The organism is Massilia sp. CT11-137, from assembly GCF_047302885.1.
In the GTDB taxonomy this organism is placed as follows: domain Bacteria; phylum Pseudomonadota; class Gammaproteobacteria; order Burkholderiales; family Burkholderiaceae_D; genus Telluria; species Telluria orientalis.
On record NZ_JBKYMP010000001.1, the window covers coordinates 880,705 to 895,597 of the forward strand.

Genomic DNA, 14,893 nt, shown 5'->3' on the forward strand with positions numbered 1-14,893 from the left:
GCACGGGGTGCCCACCCTACGGCACCGAGATATCGTAGGGTGGGCGCCCCGCGCCCACGCGTAACGTCAAACCATCTCGCTGATGATCCCGACGATCTCGTCGCCGTAGGACGTCAGCTTCTTCTCGCCGACGCCCGAGACGCCGCGCAACTGGTCGAGCGACACCGGCTTGACCTTGGCGATCTCGCGCAGGGTGGCGTCCTGGAACACGACGTAGGCGGGCACGCCGTGCGCGCGCGCCGTCTCGACGCGCCACCAGCGCAGCTTGTCGAAGATCGCCTGCTCGGACTTCGACAGCTCGACCTCCTCGTAGCTGCCGCGCGGCGTCGACGTGCGCTTGGGTTTCACGGGCTTCTGGTACTGGCGCAGCTGCACTTTCTGCTCGCCTTTCAGCACCGGCCGCGCCGCTTCCGTCAGCTTGAGTGAACTGAACGCGTCGTGGTCGACGGTGACGAGGCCCAGGGCGATCGTCTGGCGCACGATGGCGCGCCATTCCTGCTCGCCGCGCTCGGCGCCCACGCCGAACACGGTCAGCTTGTCGTGGTGCCACTGGACGATGCGCTCGGAGCTCACGCCGCGCAGCACGTCGATCACGTGGCCGGCCGCGAAGCGCTGGTCGACGCGGTAAATGGCCGACAGCAGCTTTTGCACGGGCACCGTCGCGTCGAACGACGTCGGCGGAATGAGGCACGTGCCGCAATTGCCGCATGGGCCGGAGCGCTCGCCGAAGTATTCGAGCAGGCGCATGCGCCGGCAGCTGAGCGTCTCGCACAGGCCCAGCATCGCGTCGAGCTTCGACGACAGCACGCGCTTGAAATTCTCGTCGGCCTCGGACTCGTCGATCATCCGGCGCTGCAGCACGACGTCCTGCAAACCGTAGGCCATCCACGCATTGGACGGCAGCCCGTCGCGGCCCGCGCGGCCCGTCTCCTGGTAATAGCCCTCGAGCGATTTCGGCAGGTCGAGGTGGCAGACGAAGCGCACGTCCGGCTTGTCGATGCCCATGCCGAACGCGATGGTGGCCACCATCACGATGTTGTCTTCACGCAGGAAGCGCGCCTGGTTGTCGGCCCGCAGCGAATACTCCATGCCCGCGTGATAGGGCAGGGCGCGGATGCCGTTCTCGTTCAGGAATTCCGCCGTCTCCTCGACCTTCTTTCTCGACAGGCAGTAGACGATGCCCGAGTCGCCCGGGTGTTCCGCCGTGATGAAGTCGAGCAGCTGCTTGCGGCCGTTCGTTTTTTCGACGATGGAATAGCGGATGTTCGGGCGGTCGAACGACGACACGAATTGCCGCGCCTCTTCCAGCTGCAGGCGCTGGGCGATTTCCGCGCGCGTGAGCTGGTCGGCGGTTGCCGTCAGCGCGATGCGCGGCACGTGCGGGAAGCGCTCGTGCAGGATCGACAGGCGGATGTATTCGGGCCGGAAGTCGTGGCCCCATTGCGACACGCAGTGCGCCTCGTCGATGGCGAACAGCGAGATGTGCGCGGACTCGAACAGTTCCAGGCAGCGCGGCGTCATCAGGCGTTCGGGTGCCACGTAGACGAGGTCCAGTTCGCCGGTGCGCACCATCCGTTCGATGCGCAGGGTCTCTTCGAACGTCTGCGTCGAGTTCAGGAACGCGGCGCGCACGCCCACTTCGGCCAGCGCGTCGACCTGGTCCTGCATCAGCGCGATCAGCGGGGAGACGACGACGCCGACGCCGTCGCGCAGCAGCGCGGGAATCTGGTAGCACAGCGACTTGCCGCCGCCGGTGGGCATCAGCACGAGCGCATCGCCGCCGGACGCCACATGCTCGACGATGTCGGCCTGCTGTCCGCGGAAGGCGGGATAGCCGAAGACCGTCTGCAGGACCTGCAGCGCGCGTTGCTCGATGTCGCTCGTCATGATGGTACTTGCTGCTCTCGAATTATTCGGCCCAGACCACCCAGCCGAAATGGGCGGTGATCAACACGACCACACCGAACACGATACGGTACCAGGCGAAGCCCGTGAAGTCGTGCGTGCTGATGAAGCGCAACAGCCAACGGACGCACAGGAAGGCGGAAATGAACGCCGCCACGCCGCCGATCAGGAACAGCGGCAGGTCGGACGCGTGCAGGTCGTGGCGCGCCTTGAAGACGGAATACACGGTCGCGGCCAGCAGCGTGGGAATCGCGAGGAAGAACGAGAACTCCGTCGCGGCCGTGCGCGACAGGCCGAACAGCATGCCGCCGATGATCGTCGCACCCGACCGGCTCGTGCCCGGGATCAGCGCGAAGCACTGGGCGCAGCCGACCTTGAACGCGTCGACGACGGTCATGTCGTCCACGGTCTGGACGCGGTGCGCGCCCGGCAGCACCTTGTGGCGGCGCTCCGCCCACAGGATCACGAACGCGCCGACGATGAACGCGAGGGCCACGGGCACCGGCGCGAACAAATGCGCCTTGATCGCCTTGCTGAACAGGAAGCCCAGCACGGCCGCCGGCAGGAACGCGACGATCAGGTTGATGACGAGCTTTTGCTGGCGCGGATCGGACGTGATGCCACCCAGCACGGCGCCGATGCGCGCACGGTATTCCCACATCACGGCCAGGATCGCGCCGGCCTGGATGGCGATTTCGAACACTTGGGCCACTTCGCCCGTGAAATTGATCAGACTACCGGCCAGGATCAGGTGTCCGGTGGACGAGATCGGCAGGAATTCGGTGAAGCCCTCGACGAGGCCCATGATGATCGCTTTCAGGGCGAGAATGATATCCATTGGTGTGTGCGGTTCGGTAGGGTTGGGGACGCGTGCGCGGCAGATATTGCGCGGGCCGCAAGCTTACCATGAGGAAGGGGACTGCCGTCGAGTTACCGTGTCGCCATGTCAGGCTGTCAAGCGCTCCAGTTCGGCCAGGAAGAACATCGCGTGCTCGCGCGTGTCGCCGCACATCTCGCCCGACGGCGGCAGGCTGCCGCACACGCGCGGGCGGCCCGGCTGCCCGAAAATCTTGCAGCCGTCGTGCTCGTCCAGCTGCACGCAACGCACGCCCGCAGGCTTGCCGTTTGGCATGCCTGGAATCGGGGACGTGATCGACGGCGCGATGCAGCAGGCGCCGCAGCCGGGGCGGCAGGAAACGGGAGAAGGCGGGATATGCATGTAAAGACCGGGGACAGGCAAGCAGACAGTATACTACGGTGAAGGCGGCCGTTCTTGACTGGCCCTATCCCCAGGTCTATATTTGCTGACTCAATAGTTAGTTGTCGGACAGAAGCATGCCATGCCCTTTTGACACCAAGCCGCGCTGGGAGCGCCGTAAGGACGCGCGGCCCCAGGAGTTGCTGGAGGCGGCCATCGACCTGTTCGTCGAGCGTGGCTACGCCGCCACACGCCTGGAAGACGTCGCGCGCCGCGCCGGCGTGTCCAAGGGCACCTTGTACCTGTATTACGAGAACAAGGAAGAGCTGTTCAAGGCCGTCGTGCGCAGCAATATCGTGCCCGTGATCGGTGAGGCGGAGGCGTCCGTCGCCGAGTTCGACGGCCACAGTGCCGACCTTCTGCGCCAGCTGATCCACTCCTGGTGGCAGCGGCTGGGCGCGACCAAGGCCTCCGGCATCATCAAGCTCGTCATGGCCGAAGCGGACAATTTCCCGGAACTGGCCCGCTTCTACCAGGAAGAAGTGATCACCCGCGGCACCAATGCCATGGCGTCGATGCTCGAACGGGGCATCGCGCGCGGCGAATTCCGCAAGATCGACGTCAACACGATGACCCAGGTGCTCGTCGCCCCGATGCTCACCCTGATCATCTGGAAGCATTCGGTCGGCCCGTGCCCGCGTGCGGAGCTGGAGCCGCTGGCCTTCCTCGACACCTTCCTCGACATGGCGCTGCACGGCCTGCTGCCGGCCGCCCCCGCTGTTTGACCCCGTTTTCCTACGTCAAGACGCCGTTTTCCGGGGTTCATGCCCCGGAAACTGCAGACTGTCGCAATTTCCCCTGGCTACCAGCGGCATGTCGCTAAGATATGTTTGCTGAAGCCGTTCAACGATAAAATATCGGATTATTTATTTTCCCACCGAGTCTAAAGATGAATATCGAACAAGCCCGCTTCAACATGATCGAACAGCAGATCCGTCCGTGGAACGTGCTGGACCAGGATGTGCTCGACCTGCTGCACGTCGTCAAGCGCGAACAGTTCGTGCCGGCGGCGTACCAGAACCTGGCGTTCGCCGACGTCGAGATCCCGCTGCCGGGCGGTGACGCCATGCTGGCGCCGAAGTTCGAGGCACGCATCCTGCAGGAAACAGGTGTGAAGAAGCACGAGACCGTGCTGGAAATCGGTACGGGTTCGGGCTACATGGCCGCCCTGCTGGCGCACCGCGCCGCCAAGGTGACCACCGTGGAAATCAATCCGGAAACGGCGGAACAGGCCAAGAAGAACCTGGCCAATGCCGGCGTCCACAACGTGACCGTCGAAGTCGGCAACGGCGCCCAGGGCTGGGAAAAAGGTGCGCCGTACGACGTGATCGTGATCTCGGGCGCGCTGGAAGTGCTGCCGGAAGCGATCCTGAAGCAGGTGAAGGTGGGTGGCCGCATCGCCGCCATCGTCGGCCAGGCACCGGTGATGGAAGCCTCGATCATCACCCGTACCGGCGACAACGCCTACAGCACGGTCAAGGTGTTCGAGACCAACGTGCGCTACCTGACGGGCGCCCCGGTGCCGTCGCACTTCCAGTTCTGAGAGGCGAACGACGCATGCAGCACATTACCGCCCCCGAGTTGGCCGCCTGGCTGGCCGACTCGTCGCGTCCGCAGCCGCTGCTGCTCGACGTTCGGGAAAACTGGGAATTCGAGACCTGCCATATCGAAGGCTCGACCCAGATCCCGATGAACCTGATTCCAATCCGCGTGAGCGAGCTGGACGACGGCCAGGACATCGTCTGCGTGTGCCACCACGGCGCACGCAGCATGCAGGTGGCCGCCTTCCTGGAGCGCAACGGATTCAGCAACATTACCAACCTTACAGGCGGGATACACGCCTGGGCCGTGCAGGTCGACTCTTCGATGCCGAAGTATTGACTCTGCGTCCTTAACTATTGATGACTCCGACGGAGAAAGTAATGCAGAAGCCCCTCATCGCCGTACTGTTGGCCAGCGCGTTTTCGCTCAATGCCCAGGCGGCCGATCTGATCCAGGTGTACCAGCAGGCATTGGCGAACGACGCCACGTATGCCAGCGCCCGCGCGTCCGCCGCGGCGGGTCGCGAACGTATCACCCAGGGGCGAGCCGGCCTGCTGCCGACCGTCGGCATCAATGGCGACATCACCAAGAACAACAGCAGCACCGACCCGTGGAACAACGTACCGAGCCCCGGCAGCAACCTGCGCACCAACGAGATCCAGGTGACCCTGCAGCAGCCGCTGTTCCACTGGGACCGCTGGCAAACCTACCAGCAGAGCAAGCTGTCGCAAGCCATTTCCGAAGCACAGTTCGCCCAGGCCCAGCAGGACCTGATCACGCGCGTCGCGCAAGCGTATTTCGACGTGCTGGCCGCCCAGGACACGCTGGAATCCACGCGCGCGCAAAAAGTCGCCGTGACCGAGCAGCTGGCTTCCGCCAAGCGCAACTTCGAAGTCGGCACGCAGACCATCACCGACACCCATGAAGCCCAGGCCGCATATGACCTCGTGGTGTCGCAGGAAATTGCTGCCGTCAACGATCTGGAAACCAAGAAGACAGCGTTGCAAGCCATCATCGGCACGCCGCCGTCCACGCTGGCGACCTTGCGCACGGGCGTGTCCCTGACGGCGCCGCAGCCGATCAACGTCGACCAGTGGGTGTCCGCCGCCGAGAACCAGAACTACGCCGTGACCGTGGCCCAGCTGCAATTGGAATCGGCCAAGCGCGACATCTCGAAGAACCGCGCCGGCCACTATCCGACCGTGGACCTCGTCGCATCGTCGCTGCACCGCGACGTCAATGGCCAGACGATCCAGTCGGGCAAGACCACGAGCAACTCCATCGGCATCCAGTACAGCATCCCGATCTTCAACGGTTTCGCCGTGACGAGCAAGGTGCGCGAATCGATCGCGCTGGAAGACAAGGCCCGCAACGACCTGGAAGCGAACCGCCGCAACGCCGCGCTGGTGGCGCGCCAATCGTTCCTCGGCGTGAACAGCGGCCTCGCGCAGGTGAAGGCGCTGGAAGCGGCCGAAGTGTCGAGCAATTCCGCGCTGGAATCGAACAAGCTCGGTTACCAGGTCGGCGTGCGTATCAACATCGACGTGCTGAACGCGCAGCGCCAGCTGTACCAGACCCGCACCGACCTGGCGCGGGCGCGCTACAACACGATCCTGGCTGGCCTGAAGCTGAAGGCCGCGGCGGGTTCGCTGCGCGAGGAAGACCTGCAGCCGATCAACGCGTTGCTGCAGCAGCCTTGAACACCGGGGTCAGAGCCCGATTTTTGGCAATTTCCTGAAAACGGGCTCTGACCCCGGTTTGAAAAGACGGCGCTCGATGCGCTAATGCCGTTCAGTTAAGACTGAACGGCATTTTTATTTAATCGTTGTAAACGCCGGGCATCGCTGTTAACCTTCGTCGCCATGTTCGACGACACTCTGCATTTTCTGGCAAATCATCTTGAGGCTCCCGACTGGGCAAGGTTGGGGGAGCATTTGCCATACGAATGGATCGAGCAGGCCGTCATGAGCACGGAAGCGACGAGTATCCGACATCGTCGCCTGCCTGCCGAGCAGGTTGTATGGCTGATGGTGGCACTGGCTTTGTATCGGCACAAATCGATCAGCGAAGTGCTGGATGATCTTGGTTTGGCGCTACCGGACGCGCAGACGCCGTTCGTCAGCAAAAGCGCTGCGGCCCAAGCGCGCCAGCGCGTCGGACCTGAGCCCTTGAAGTGGCTATTCGAGCGCTCGGCAAGGCATTGGGTGACGCAGGACAGGAAGGCTTACCTGTTCAAAGGACTGCAGCTGTTCGCCATGGACGGGACGACCTTGCGCACGCACGACACTGCGGAAAATCGCAATCACTTTGGCGCCCAGAGTTACGCCAGCGATACGGTCGCCAGCTATCCGCAAGTGCGCGGTGTCACCCTCACGTCGCTGCCCACGCACCTGGTGCATAGTGCCGCGTTCGGCCCATACTCGACCAATGAAATGCTGTACGCAAAGCAGCTTGTCGAGGCTATTCCGGATGAATCGCTGACGGTCTTTGATCGAGGCTTTCTCTCGGCCGAAATCTTGTGCGGCCTGACAGGCAGCGGCGCCGAACGGCACTACATCATTCCAGCCAAATCGAACACCAAGTGGGAAGCGCTCGAAGCCGAAAGCGACGATATGCTGGTGCGCATGCGTGTGTCGCCCCAGGCCAGGGCCAAGTGCGCAGAATTGCCCGAGTTCTGGGAAGCGCGCGCGATCACCGTCGTCGACGCACAGGCGCGCAAACGCATCCTGCTGACCTCGCTGCGCGACCGTCGTCGCTACAAGCCAAGCGATATCGCCGCCTGTTACGACAAGCGCTGGGGGATTGAAACGAGCTACCGGGAGCTCAAGCAAACGATGCTCGGCACGGCACTGACGCTGCGCTCGAAAACAACGGATGGCGTATATCAGGAAATCTGGGGAACGCTTATCGCCTACAACCTGATCCGGCTCGAGATCGCCAAGGCTGCGCTGGCGGTGAAGTGCGAGCCGACCGAGGTCAGCTTCATCCGGGCATTCCACCTGATCCAATTCGAACTGCACTGGGCCGGCGTCACGAGATCGTATGGAAAATTGCCTGCGTCGATGAGACACTTGCGGGAAAGGCTGGTTAGCCTCCTGAAAGACGAACGGCCCGGCCGCAAATGCGACCGGGCCGTCAAGGCAACGCCAAAGCGTTATGCCGTCCGGAAGGTCAAGAAGCTAGCTTAACTGAACGGCATTAGCGCTCGATGCGCCGTTTTTTATTGCCCTCGAAAATCTCGCTTGAGACGCCCCAAGCAAGCTCCTCATTCATCGAACTCGCGCGACACGCACTCCTACACTCAAGCGTGAACCATTCGAAAGCGAGGTCGTCATGTTCCCGTTCTCCCGCGCATCCGCATCCGCCGCTGCGCTCGCATTCACACTGACGCTGACCGCCTGCGGCGGTGGCCACCATCACGGCAATCCGGGCGGGCCCGGGCCCGGTCCGGGTGACACGGGACCTACCTACGACGTCATCCCGATCGGCCTGCCGGGCGTCGCGTATGGCGAGGTCACGCGCCGCGGCATCGCGAACGGCGGCATCGTCGCCGGCACGTCGCGCGGCGCGGACGGCGTCGCGCACGCGTTCCTCTACGACGGCAGCAAGACGATCGGGCTGGGCACGCTCGGTGGCGATTTCTCCCAGGCCATGGCCGTGAACGCCTGCGGCCATGTGACGGGCTGGTCCACGACAAAGGCCGGCCTCGTGCATGCCTTCCTGTACGACGGCACCCTGCACGACCTGGGCACGCTCGGCGGCAGCGAATCCGCAGGCACCGTGATCACCCATTGCGGCCAGATCACGGGCTGGGCGGCGACGGCCGCCGGGCAGACCCACGCGTTCCTGTACGACGGCAAGAAGCTGAACGACCTCGGTTCGCTCGGCGGCAATTCGTTCGGAAACGGGCTGAACAACCTGGGCGTGGTGGTGGGCTATTCGTACGGCCCGGGCAATGCCTGGTTCCACGCCTTCCTGTACGACAGCCGCACGGGCGGACCGTTGGTCGATCTCGGCTCGCCGGTCGGCAATTCCGTGGCCGTCGACATCAACGATGCCGGCCAGGTCACGGGCTGGTTCCACAACGGCGAGGGGCCGATCGGGGCGTTCCTGTACGAGCTGGGCAAGATCCGCGACATCGGCACGCTCGGCGGCGCCGGCGCGGAAGCCGTTGCGATCAATGGTGCGGGCCTCGTCATCGGCATGTCCGCAACTGCCGATGGCAGCAACCGCGGCTTCGTCCACGACGGCACGACCATGACGAGCATCGGCGTTCTCCCGGGCGGCAATTTCTCGACCGCGGAGGCGATCAATGCGAGCGGCCTCGTCGTCGGTGCGTCCGCGACGGCGACCGAGGCGCATGCCGTGTCCTGGACCCGCAGGGACGGCCTCGTCGACCTGAACGACCGGCTCCATGCGCCGCCGGCGGGCCTCGTGCTCGTGCACGCGCTGGCGGTGGCCGACGACGGCTACATCGTCGTGCGCACCAACCAGGGCCTGGCGTTGCTCAAGCCCAGGAAGTGAGGCGGTCTACGCGGCTTGCTGCTCGTTGCGCGACCGCCAGGCGATCAGCTCGGCGATGGTGAGGATCGGAAAGCCGCGTTCGCGCGCGAAGCGTTCGATGGCGTCGCCGCGCATCATCGTGCCGTCCTCGTTCATCAGCTCGCACAACACGGCCGCCGGCTGCAGGCCGGCCAGCACGGCCAGGTCGACGGAACCTTCCGTGTGGCCCTTGCGGCCCAGCACGCCGGCCGGGTTGGCACGGAGTGGGAACACGTGGCCCGGACGCACGAGGTCGGACGGCTTCGCATCCGGCGCGATGGCCGCGCGGATCGTCGTCACGCGGTCCGCTGCGGACACGCCCGTGGTCACGCCGTCGCGCGCTTCGATCGAGACGGTGAACGGCGTGCCGTAGCGGCTGCCGTTATCCGCCGCCATCGGCGGCAGGTCGAGCGCGCGGACCTTGTCGGCCGACAGGCACAGGCAGACAATGCCGCTGCATTCGCGGATCATCAGCGCCATGGAAGCGACGGTCAGTTGTTCGGCCGCGACGATCAGGTCCGCTTCGTTCTCGCGGTCGAAATCGTCGAGCAGGATCACGGGAATGCCCGCACGGGTGGCATCGAGGGCGGCGGCGATGCGGCCGTCGAGATCCTGGCTATACAGCGTAAAAGTTTGGGTGGTCATTGAGACGCTCCTCGCAAAAAATTGGCACACAAAGGCGCAAAGCGAAAAACGCATCAGGGCAAAGCGAAACGACGCGCACGCCCATGCCTGGCGGCACAGCGTACGCATGATGACGCACATCTTCTTTCATCCGGACTATACCGTCGGCCCTGGCATCTCACCAGGTCTGCTGACCCTGCAACCGCAGGCGCTCGCGGGCTCGGCCATCGTGATGGCCATACCGCCGGTGGGGAATTTCACCCCGCCCCGAAGACGTATTAAATTGTCGCCCGTCGCGAAACGGGCGCGGTGATTGTAGCAGGGTGGGTAATTAGCTGCCGAGGCCGCCGCCGCCGGCGTTGTCGGCGCGCTCGATCAGTTCGACCTTGTAGCCGTCCGGATCGGTGATGAAGGCGATCACCGTCGTGCCGCCCTTGACCGGGCCCGGCTCGCGCGTGATGTTGCCGCCGGCCGCGCGGACCTGGTCGCAGGTTTTATAGATGTCGTCGGCCGAGATCGCGATGTGGCCGTAGGCCGAGCCCATGTCGTATTTGTCGACGCCCCAGTTATAGGTCAGCTCGAGTTCCGCATGGTCCGGATTGTTGCCGTAGCCGACGAAGGCCAGCGTGTATTTGTATTCCGGATTCTCGCTCGTGCGCAGCAGTTTCATGCCGAGCACCTTGGTGTAGAAATCGATGGAGCGCTGCAGGTCGCCGACGCGAAGCATGGTGTGCAGGAGGCGCATGGTTGTCCTTGTTGCTTTGTTGATTGGGAGGGAAAGCAGGAATTTTATGCGCTTGAAAGGATTTGTGCAGGCGGATGGTGGGCACGGGGTGCCCACCCTAGGTTGCCGTGTAGCGTGGGCTCCCCGAGCCCACGCGCTGCATCATGCCTGCAGCTTGGCGTCCAGCGTGATATCGGCATTGAACAGCTTCGAGACCGGACATCCTTCCTTGGCCTTGCGCGCCGCTTCCTGGAACGCTTCCTCGCTCGCGCCGGGAATCGTGGCGACGAGCTCCAGGTGCACGGCCGGGATCGCGAAGCCGCCGTCGGCCTTGTCGAGCGACACGGTGGCCGTCGTCTCCAGCTTCTGCGCCGTCATGCCGGCCTCGCCCAGCTGGGCCGACAACGCCATCGTGAAGCAGCCGGCGTGCGCGGCCGCCAGCAATTCTTCCGGATTCGTGCCCGCGCCATTTTCGAAGCGGGTGTTGAAGCCGTATTGTGCCTGGTCGAGGACGCCGCTCTGCGTGGACACGGTGCCCTTGCCATCTTTCAGTCCGCCGCTCCAGACGGCGCTTCCCTTCCGTTTGATCATTGTTTTGCTCCCTGGTTAGTGGCGGCCGGAGTGATCCGCCAGACAATGTTGCCGACGTCATCCGCCAGCAGGATGGCCCCGGTCCGGTCGACCGCGACCCCGACCGGGCGTCCGTACGCGTGCTCGTCCTTGCCGAGGAAGCCCGTCAGGACGTCCTGCGGCGGACCGCTCGGCTTGCCGTCGGTGAACGGCACGAACACGAGCTTGTAGCCGGAGTGCGGCTTGCGGTTCCACGAGCCGTGCTGGCCGATCAGCGCGCCGTTCCTGAATTGCGGCAAGAGATCTCCGTCGTAGAACGCCAGGCCCAGCGACGCGGTGTGCGCGCCCAGCGCATAGTCGGGCGGGATCGCTTTCGCGACGAGGCCGGGATTCTGCGGCTTGACGCGCGTGTCGACGTGCTGGCCGTAATAGCTGTACGGCCAGCCGTAGAACGCGCCGTCCTTCACGGCCGTCATGTAGTCCGGCACGAGGTCGTTGCCCAGTTCGTCGCGCTCGTTGACGACGGTCCACAAGGCCTTCGTCTGCGGCTGGAAGTCCATCCCGTTCGGATTGCGCAGGCCGCTCGCGTAGATGCGCGACTTGCCGCTGGCGAGGTCGTACTCCCAGATGGCGGCGCGGCCCTTTTCGATCTCCATGCCGTTCTCGGCCACGTTGCTGTTCGAGCCGACCGTGATGTACAGCTTCTTGCCGTCGGGCGAGGCGACGACGTTCTTCGTCCAGTGGTGGTTGATCCCCGCGGGCAGGTCGAGCACCTTGGTGCCCTTGGCCGTGATGCTCGTCGCGCCGGATTTATACGGAAACTTCCACAGCGCGTCGGCATTCGCGACGTACAGCTCGTTGCCGACGAGGGCCATGCCGAACGGCGACGTGAGGCCCTGCATGAACGTGGTCTTCGTATCGGCCGTGCCGTCCGGCTTGAAGCCGCGCAGCAGGATGATCTTGTCGGGCGACTCGACGCCGGCGCCCGCCTTCTTCTGCGCCAGTCCCTGCACCTTGGCGCGTATGCCTTTTTCCTTGGGTGCATTGCCGGGCTTGTTGCTCTCGGCGACGAGCACGTCGCCGTTCGGCAGCACGTACAGCCAGCGCGGATGGTCGAGGCCGGTCGCATACGCGGTGACGGCCAGGCCCGCTGCCGGCGTCGGGCGCGTGCCTTGCGGCCATGCGTCCGCCTCGGCGATGTTGATGGTCGGGATCAGCGATCTTTCGGGTGCCGGCAGGGCCGGATTCGGTCCCCAGCCGACGGGATACTGCTGGGCGTGCGCCATGCCGGCGCCCAGCAGAGGAAGGATCAGGAGCGCAAGCCTGGCACGTGGTGTCATCGGTTCTGCCCTCCGTCCGGAATGGTCGAATCGTGGTCGCGCATGTCGCGGTGGCGGTCGGGCTGCGGGTTGGCCTGGCCCGTGGCGCCCGGTGCTGGGTTCACGGCTTCGCTGGCGCCCGGAGTCGCGCGCGCATCGGTGTCGACGAGGCCTTGCTCGAGATCTTCCGCCGCCTGCTTCATGATGCCGCGCGGCCGGACGCCTTGCCCGTCGGGCGATTCGTCGCGCTCGTGCGGTTCGCGCTTGTAGCTCTGTTCCTCGATCTTCCGGTCGGTGTTCACGACGCGGTCTTTTTCTTCCTGCACCATAGCAACCTCCTTCGATTCAATTGATTAAATCCTAATCCTTCGAATCGAAGGCGGTCGCGCAATTGGAAGATGCTTTTTTGCAATGAACTGTTTAACATGCTGGTTCATATGACAAACCAATCTCACCACACCGCCAGCGACTGCCCGAACTGCGGGGCCACCGTGTCCGGTAATTTTTGCCACGAATGTGGCCAGGAAACGGTCCTGCATCCGCCCAGCACGCGCGAGTTCCTGCACGAGTTCATCGGCCATTACGTCGCGCTGGAAGGCAAGCTTTGGAAGTCGCTGCTGCTGCTTTTGTTCCGGCCGGGGCAGCTGACTTTGGAATACATCAATGGCCGCCGCGTGCGCTACATCCAGCCGCTGCGCCTGTACCTGACGTTCAGCCTGATTTTCTTCGCGGTCGCGAAATACGGCGGCCACGACCAGGTCCCGGCACCGGCCGGGCAGGGCCATGCGCCGGTGGCCGCGCACGGCCAGGCGGACAGGCAGGGCGGCCTGGTGCGCGAAGACGCGCCGGGTGAAATCGCCGAGGGGACGGTGGACCTGCGCAAGAGCATCGGCAGCGTCAACGAGCACTGGGGCGAGCAGGCGGACCGGTTCGCGCGGATGTCGCCGGCGGAGCGGGACAAGGTGATGCGGACGGCCTTCGGTAGCTACGTGCCGTATGCCGTGTTCCTGATGATGCCGCTGTTCGCGCTGTACCTCAAGATCCTGTATCTCGGATCGGGACGGCGCTACGGCGAACACCTGCTGTTCGCGCTACACGTGAATGCGTTCGCATTCCTGGCGCTGACCCTGCTGATGGTGGTGCCGGATATCGTCGGCATCGTCTCGTTCGTGCTGTGGGCGTGGCTCCTGCTCTACACCCCTGTCGCGATGCGGCGCGTGTACGGCGGCTCGCGCCTGGCGACCGGCGTGCGCTGGCTCGTGCTGATGGCGCTGCACGTGACCGGGGTCGGGGTGGCGATCGGCGCCGCGTTCGCATTCGGCATCCTGCATTGAAGCGGGCTCGACTGTCCGCTTGCCGGAAGTCCATTCGCCCAACTATACTGTGCGTTTGTACAGTATTTGCTGAGTTGCGATAGTGCAGAAGCCGGGCGAATCGGTTAATCTTCTGTCTCCCTAACACCTGCTGCCGAGAGTCGTATGTCCGTGACGCCTGAATCGCAACAAACCATCGCGCTCGTCGTACGGCACAACACGGCCGGGATCGACGAGCCCGTGCAGGCCATCGTCGACTTCCTGCAGGGGGCCGGCTATCGCGTCGTGTTCGAGCAGGAAACGGCGGGGCACGTGAAGGTCGTAGGCGTGGCCGCCATGACCATCGACGAGATCGGCGCGCACTGCGGCACCGCCATCGTCGTCGGCGGCGACGGCACGATGCTCGGCATCGCCCGCCAGCTCGCGCGCTACCGCGTGCCGCTCATCGGCATCAACCAGGGCCGCCTGGGCTTCATGACCGACATCCCCATCGACCGCATGCTGCCCGCGTTGGGCGAGATCCTCAGCGGCAAGGCCAAGGCCGAGGAACGCTCGCTGCTGGAGGCGCGCGTCGTGCGCGACGGCGTCGAGATTCACTGCTCCGTCGCCGTCAACGACGTCGTCGTCGCGCGCGGCTCGGGGGCCGGCATGGCCGAGCTGAAGGTCACGGTGGACGGCACGTTCATGTACAACCAGCGCTCGGACGGCCTGATCGTCTCGACGCCCACCGGTTCCACGGCGTACGCGCTGTCGGCCGGCGGCCCGCTGCTGCACCCCACCTTGGCCGGCATCGTGCTGGTGCCGATCGCGCCGCACGCGCTGTCCAACCGCCCGATCGTCGTGCCGAACACGAGCGATATCGTCGTCGAGATCATCAACGGCCGCGACATCAGCGTGAACTTCGACATGCAGACCTTCACCAGCCTGCAGCACGGCGACCAGATCATGATCTCGCGCTCGCCCAACACCATCACCTTCCTGCATCCGGAAGGGTGGAGCTACTACCACACCCTGCGCGAGAAGCTGCACTGGAACGAATATCCGTCCGGTGACGGCAAGCTCAAATAAATCCAGCATCCATCGGGAGACCTGTTTC

At 64.5% G+C, this 14,893-nt stretch carries 16 protein-coding genes and 1 riboswitch; of the genes, 8 read left to right on the forward strand and 8 right to left on the reverse strand.

Annotation, left to right across the window (positions count from 1 at the left end; translation table 11 throughout):
* Positions 1 to 66: 66 nt before the first annotated feature.
* The 3 genes from recQ to ACEN98_RS03990 all read right to left on the reverse strand — a co-directional run bounded on the left by recQ (position 67) and on the right by ACEN98_RS03990 (position 3,124).
* Positions 67 to 1,887 (reverse strand): DNA helicase RecQ, encoded by a 1,821-nt coding sequence (gene recQ, locus ACEN98_RS03980; protein ID WP_413381582.1) that lies wholly within the window; start codon positions 1,885 to 1,887, stop codon positions 67 to 69.
* A 22-nt stretch (positions 1,888 to 1,909) separates the two neighbouring features.
* A complete protein-coding gene (locus ACEN98_RS03985; protein ID WP_413381584.1) occupies positions 1,910 to 2,743 on the reverse strand; it encodes an undecaprenyl-diphosphate phosphatase in 834 nt (277 codons plus the stop codon).
* A gap of 108 nt (positions 2,744 to 2,851) precedes the next feature.
* Positions 2,852 to 3,124, reverse strand: a complete 273-nt coding sequence (locus ACEN98_RS03990; protein ID WP_413381586.1) for a YkgJ family cysteine cluster protein — start codon at positions 3,122 to 3,124, stop codon at positions 2,852 to 2,854.
* Between the two features lie 116 nt (positions 3,125 to 3,240).
* Between ACEN98_RS03990 and ACEN98_RS03995 the strand changes: the two genes are divergently transcribed.
* The 6 genes from ACEN98_RS03995 to ACEN98_RS04020 all read left to right on the forward strand — a co-directional run bounded on the left by ACEN98_RS03995 (position 3,241) and on the right by ACEN98_RS04020 (position 9,229).
* The gene (locus tag ACEN98_RS03995; RefSeq protein ID WP_413381589.1) at positions 3,241 to 3,888 is read left to right on the forward strand and encodes a TetR/AcrR family transcriptional regulator; all 648 of its coding nucleotides are present in this window, start codon (positions 3,241 to 3,243) and stop codon (positions 3,886 to 3,888) included.
* A gap of 164 nt (positions 3,889 to 4,052) precedes the next feature.
* Positions 4,053 to 4,706: a protein-L-isoaspartate O-methyltransferase family protein gene (locus ACEN98_RS04000; protein WP_413336964.1), complete on the forward strand. Its 654-nt coding sequence runs from the start codon at positions 4,053 to 4,055 to the stop codon at positions 4,704 to 4,706.
* 14 nt (positions 4,707 to 4,720) lie between these two features.
* Positions 4,721 to 5,044, forward strand: a complete 324-nt coding sequence (locus ACEN98_RS04005; protein ID WP_413381592.1) for a rhodanese-like domain-containing protein — start codon at positions 4,721 to 4,723, stop codon at positions 5,042 to 5,044.
* Positions 5,045 to 5,085: 41 nt separating this feature from the next.
* The gene (locus ACEN98_RS04010; RefSeq protein ID WP_413336962.1) at positions 5,086 to 6,405 is read left to right on the forward strand and encodes a TolC family outer membrane protein; all 1,320 of its coding nucleotides are present in this window, start codon (positions 5,086 to 5,088) and stop codon (positions 6,403 to 6,405) included.
* A gap of 162 nt (positions 6,406 to 6,567) precedes the next feature.
* Positions 6,568 to 7,893 (forward strand): IS4 family transposase, encoded by a 1,326-nt coding sequence (locus ACEN98_RS04015; RefSeq protein WP_413380582.1) that lies wholly within the window; start codon positions 6,568 to 6,570, stop codon positions 7,891 to 7,893.
* A gap of 145 nt (positions 7,894 to 8,038) precedes the next feature.
* Positions 8,039 to 9,229 carry a hypothetical protein gene (locus ACEN98_RS04020; protein WP_413381595.1) on the forward strand — a complete coding sequence of 397 codons (1,191 nt, stop codon included), beginning with the start codon at positions 8,039 to 8,041 and terminating at the stop codon, positions 9,227 to 9,229.
* 6 nt (positions 9,230 to 9,235) lie between these two features.
* Here the strand turns inward: ACEN98_RS04020 and ribB are convergent, their stop codons facing one another.
* The 5 genes from ribB to ACEN98_RS04045 form a co-directional block, all read right to left on the reverse strand.
* Entirely contained in the window at positions 9,236 to 9,892 is a 657-nt protein-coding gene (ribB, locus tag ACEN98_RS04025; protein WP_413381598.1) for a 3,4-dihydroxy-2-butanone-4-phosphate synthase, read from the reverse strand.
* Between the two features lie 114 nt (positions 9,893 to 10,006).
* Positions 10,007 to 10,150, reverse strand: a riboswitch (FMN riboswitch).
* Between the two features lie 52 nt (positions 10,151 to 10,202).
* Positions 10,203 to 10,616: a lactoylglutathione lyase gene (gloA, locus tag ACEN98_RS04030; RefSeq protein ID WP_056124069.1), complete on the reverse strand. Its 414-nt coding sequence runs from the start codon at positions 10,614 to 10,616 to the stop codon at positions 10,203 to 10,205.
* Positions 10,617 to 10,757: 141 nt separating this feature from the next.
* Positions 10,758 to 11,186 carry an OsmC family protein gene (locus tag ACEN98_RS04035; RefSeq protein ID WP_413381601.1) on the reverse strand — a complete coding sequence of 143 codons (429 nt, stop codon included), beginning with the start codon at positions 11,184 to 11,186 and terminating at the stop codon, positions 10,758 to 10,760.
* Complete coding sequence (locus tag ACEN98_RS04040) at positions 11,183 to 12,505, reverse strand: PQQ-dependent sugar dehydrogenase (protein WP_413381604.1); 1,323 nt, start codon at positions 12,503 to 12,505, stop codon at positions 11,183 to 11,185. Before ACEN98_RS04040 ends, ACEN98_RS04035 begins: the two co-directional genes overlap by 4 nt.
* Complete coding sequence (locus ACEN98_RS04045; RefSeq protein ID WP_413336958.1) at positions 12,502 to 12,813, reverse strand: hypothetical protein; 312 nt, start codon at positions 12,811 to 12,813, stop codon at positions 12,502 to 12,504. The genes ACEN98_RS04040 and ACEN98_RS04045 overlap by 4 nt, the downstream gene beginning before the upstream one ends.
* A gap of 108 nt (positions 12,814 to 12,921) precedes the next feature.
* On the opposite strand from ACEN98_RS04045, the gene ACEN98_RS04050 reads away from it, so the two are divergent.
* Together ACEN98_RS04050 and ACEN98_RS04055 are read left to right on the forward strand one after the other, a co-directional pair.
* Entirely contained in the window at positions 12,922 to 13,818 is an 897-nt protein-coding gene (locus tag ACEN98_RS04050; protein WP_413381607.1) for a DUF3667 domain-containing protein, read from the forward strand.
* A gap of 144 nt (positions 13,819 to 13,962) precedes the next feature.
* Entirely contained in the window at positions 13,963 to 14,865 is a 903-nt protein-coding gene (locus ACEN98_RS04055; RefSeq protein WP_413381610.1) for an NAD kinase, read from the forward strand.
* The last annotated feature ends 28 nt before the right edge of the window (positions 14,866 to 14,893 follow it).

Excerpts from the sequence above, each read along its gene's own strand:
- recQ (WP_413381582.1), bottom strand. The coding sequence starts at position 1,887 with ATGACGAGCGACATCGAGCAACGCGCGCTGCAGGTCCTGCAGACGGTC.
- ACEN98_RS03985 (WP_413381584.1), bottom strand. The coding sequence starts at position 2,743 with ATGGATATCATTCTCGCCCTGAAAGCGATCATCATGGGCCTCGTCGAG.
- ACEN98_RS03990 (WP_413381586.1), bottom strand. The coding sequence starts at position 3,124 with ATGCATATCCCGCCTTCTCCCGTTTCCTGCCGCCCCGGCTGCGGCGCC.
- ACEN98_RS03995 (WP_413381589.1), top strand. The coding sequence starts at position 3,241 with ATGCCATGCCCTTTTGACACCAAGCCGCGCTGGGAGCGCCGTAAGGAC.
- ACEN98_RS04000 (WP_413336964.1), top strand. The coding sequence starts at position 4,053 with ATGAATATCGAACAAGCCCGCTTCAACATGATCGAACAGCAGATCCGT.
- ACEN98_RS04005 (WP_413381592.1), top strand. The coding sequence starts at position 4,721 with ATGCAGCACATTACCGCCCCCGAGTTGGCCGCCTGGCTGGCCGACTCG.
- ACEN98_RS04010 (WP_413336962.1), top strand. The coding sequence starts at position 5,086 with ATGCAGAAGCCCCTCATCGCCGTACTGTTGGCCAGCGCGTTTTCGCTC.
- ACEN98_RS04015 (WP_413380582.1), top strand. The coding sequence starts at position 6,568 with ATGTTCGACGACACTCTGCATTTTCTGGCAAATCATCTTGAGGCTCCC.
- ACEN98_RS04020 (WP_413381595.1), top strand. The coding sequence starts at position 8,039 with ATGTTCCCGTTCTCCCGCGCATCCGCATCCGCCGCTGCGCTCGCATTC.
- ribB (WP_413381598.1), bottom strand. The coding sequence starts at position 9,892 with ATGACCACCCAAACTTTTACGCTGTATAGCCAGGATCTCGACGGCCGC.
- gloA (WP_056124069.1), bottom strand. The coding sequence starts at position 10,616 with ATGCGCCTCCTGCACACCATGCTTCGCGTCGGCGACCTGCAGCGCTCC.
- ACEN98_RS04035 (WP_413381601.1), bottom strand. The coding sequence starts at position 11,186 with ATGATCAAACGGAAGGGAAGCGCCGTCTGGAGCGGCGGACTGAAAGAT.
- ACEN98_RS04040 (WP_413381604.1), bottom strand. The coding sequence starts at position 12,505 with ATGACACCACGTGCCAGGCTTGCGCTCCTGATCCTTCCTCTGCTGGGC.
- ACEN98_RS04045 (WP_413336958.1), bottom strand. The coding sequence starts at position 12,813 with ATGGTGCAGGAAGAAAAAGACCGCGTCGTGAACACCGACCGGAAGATC.
- ACEN98_RS04050 (WP_413381607.1), top strand. The coding sequence starts at position 12,922 with ATGACAAACCAATCTCACCACACCGCCAGCGACTGCCCGAACTGCGGG.
- ACEN98_RS04055 (WP_413381610.1), top strand. The coding sequence starts at position 13,963 with ATGTCCGTGACGCCTGAATCGCAACAAACCATCGCGCTCGTCGTACGG.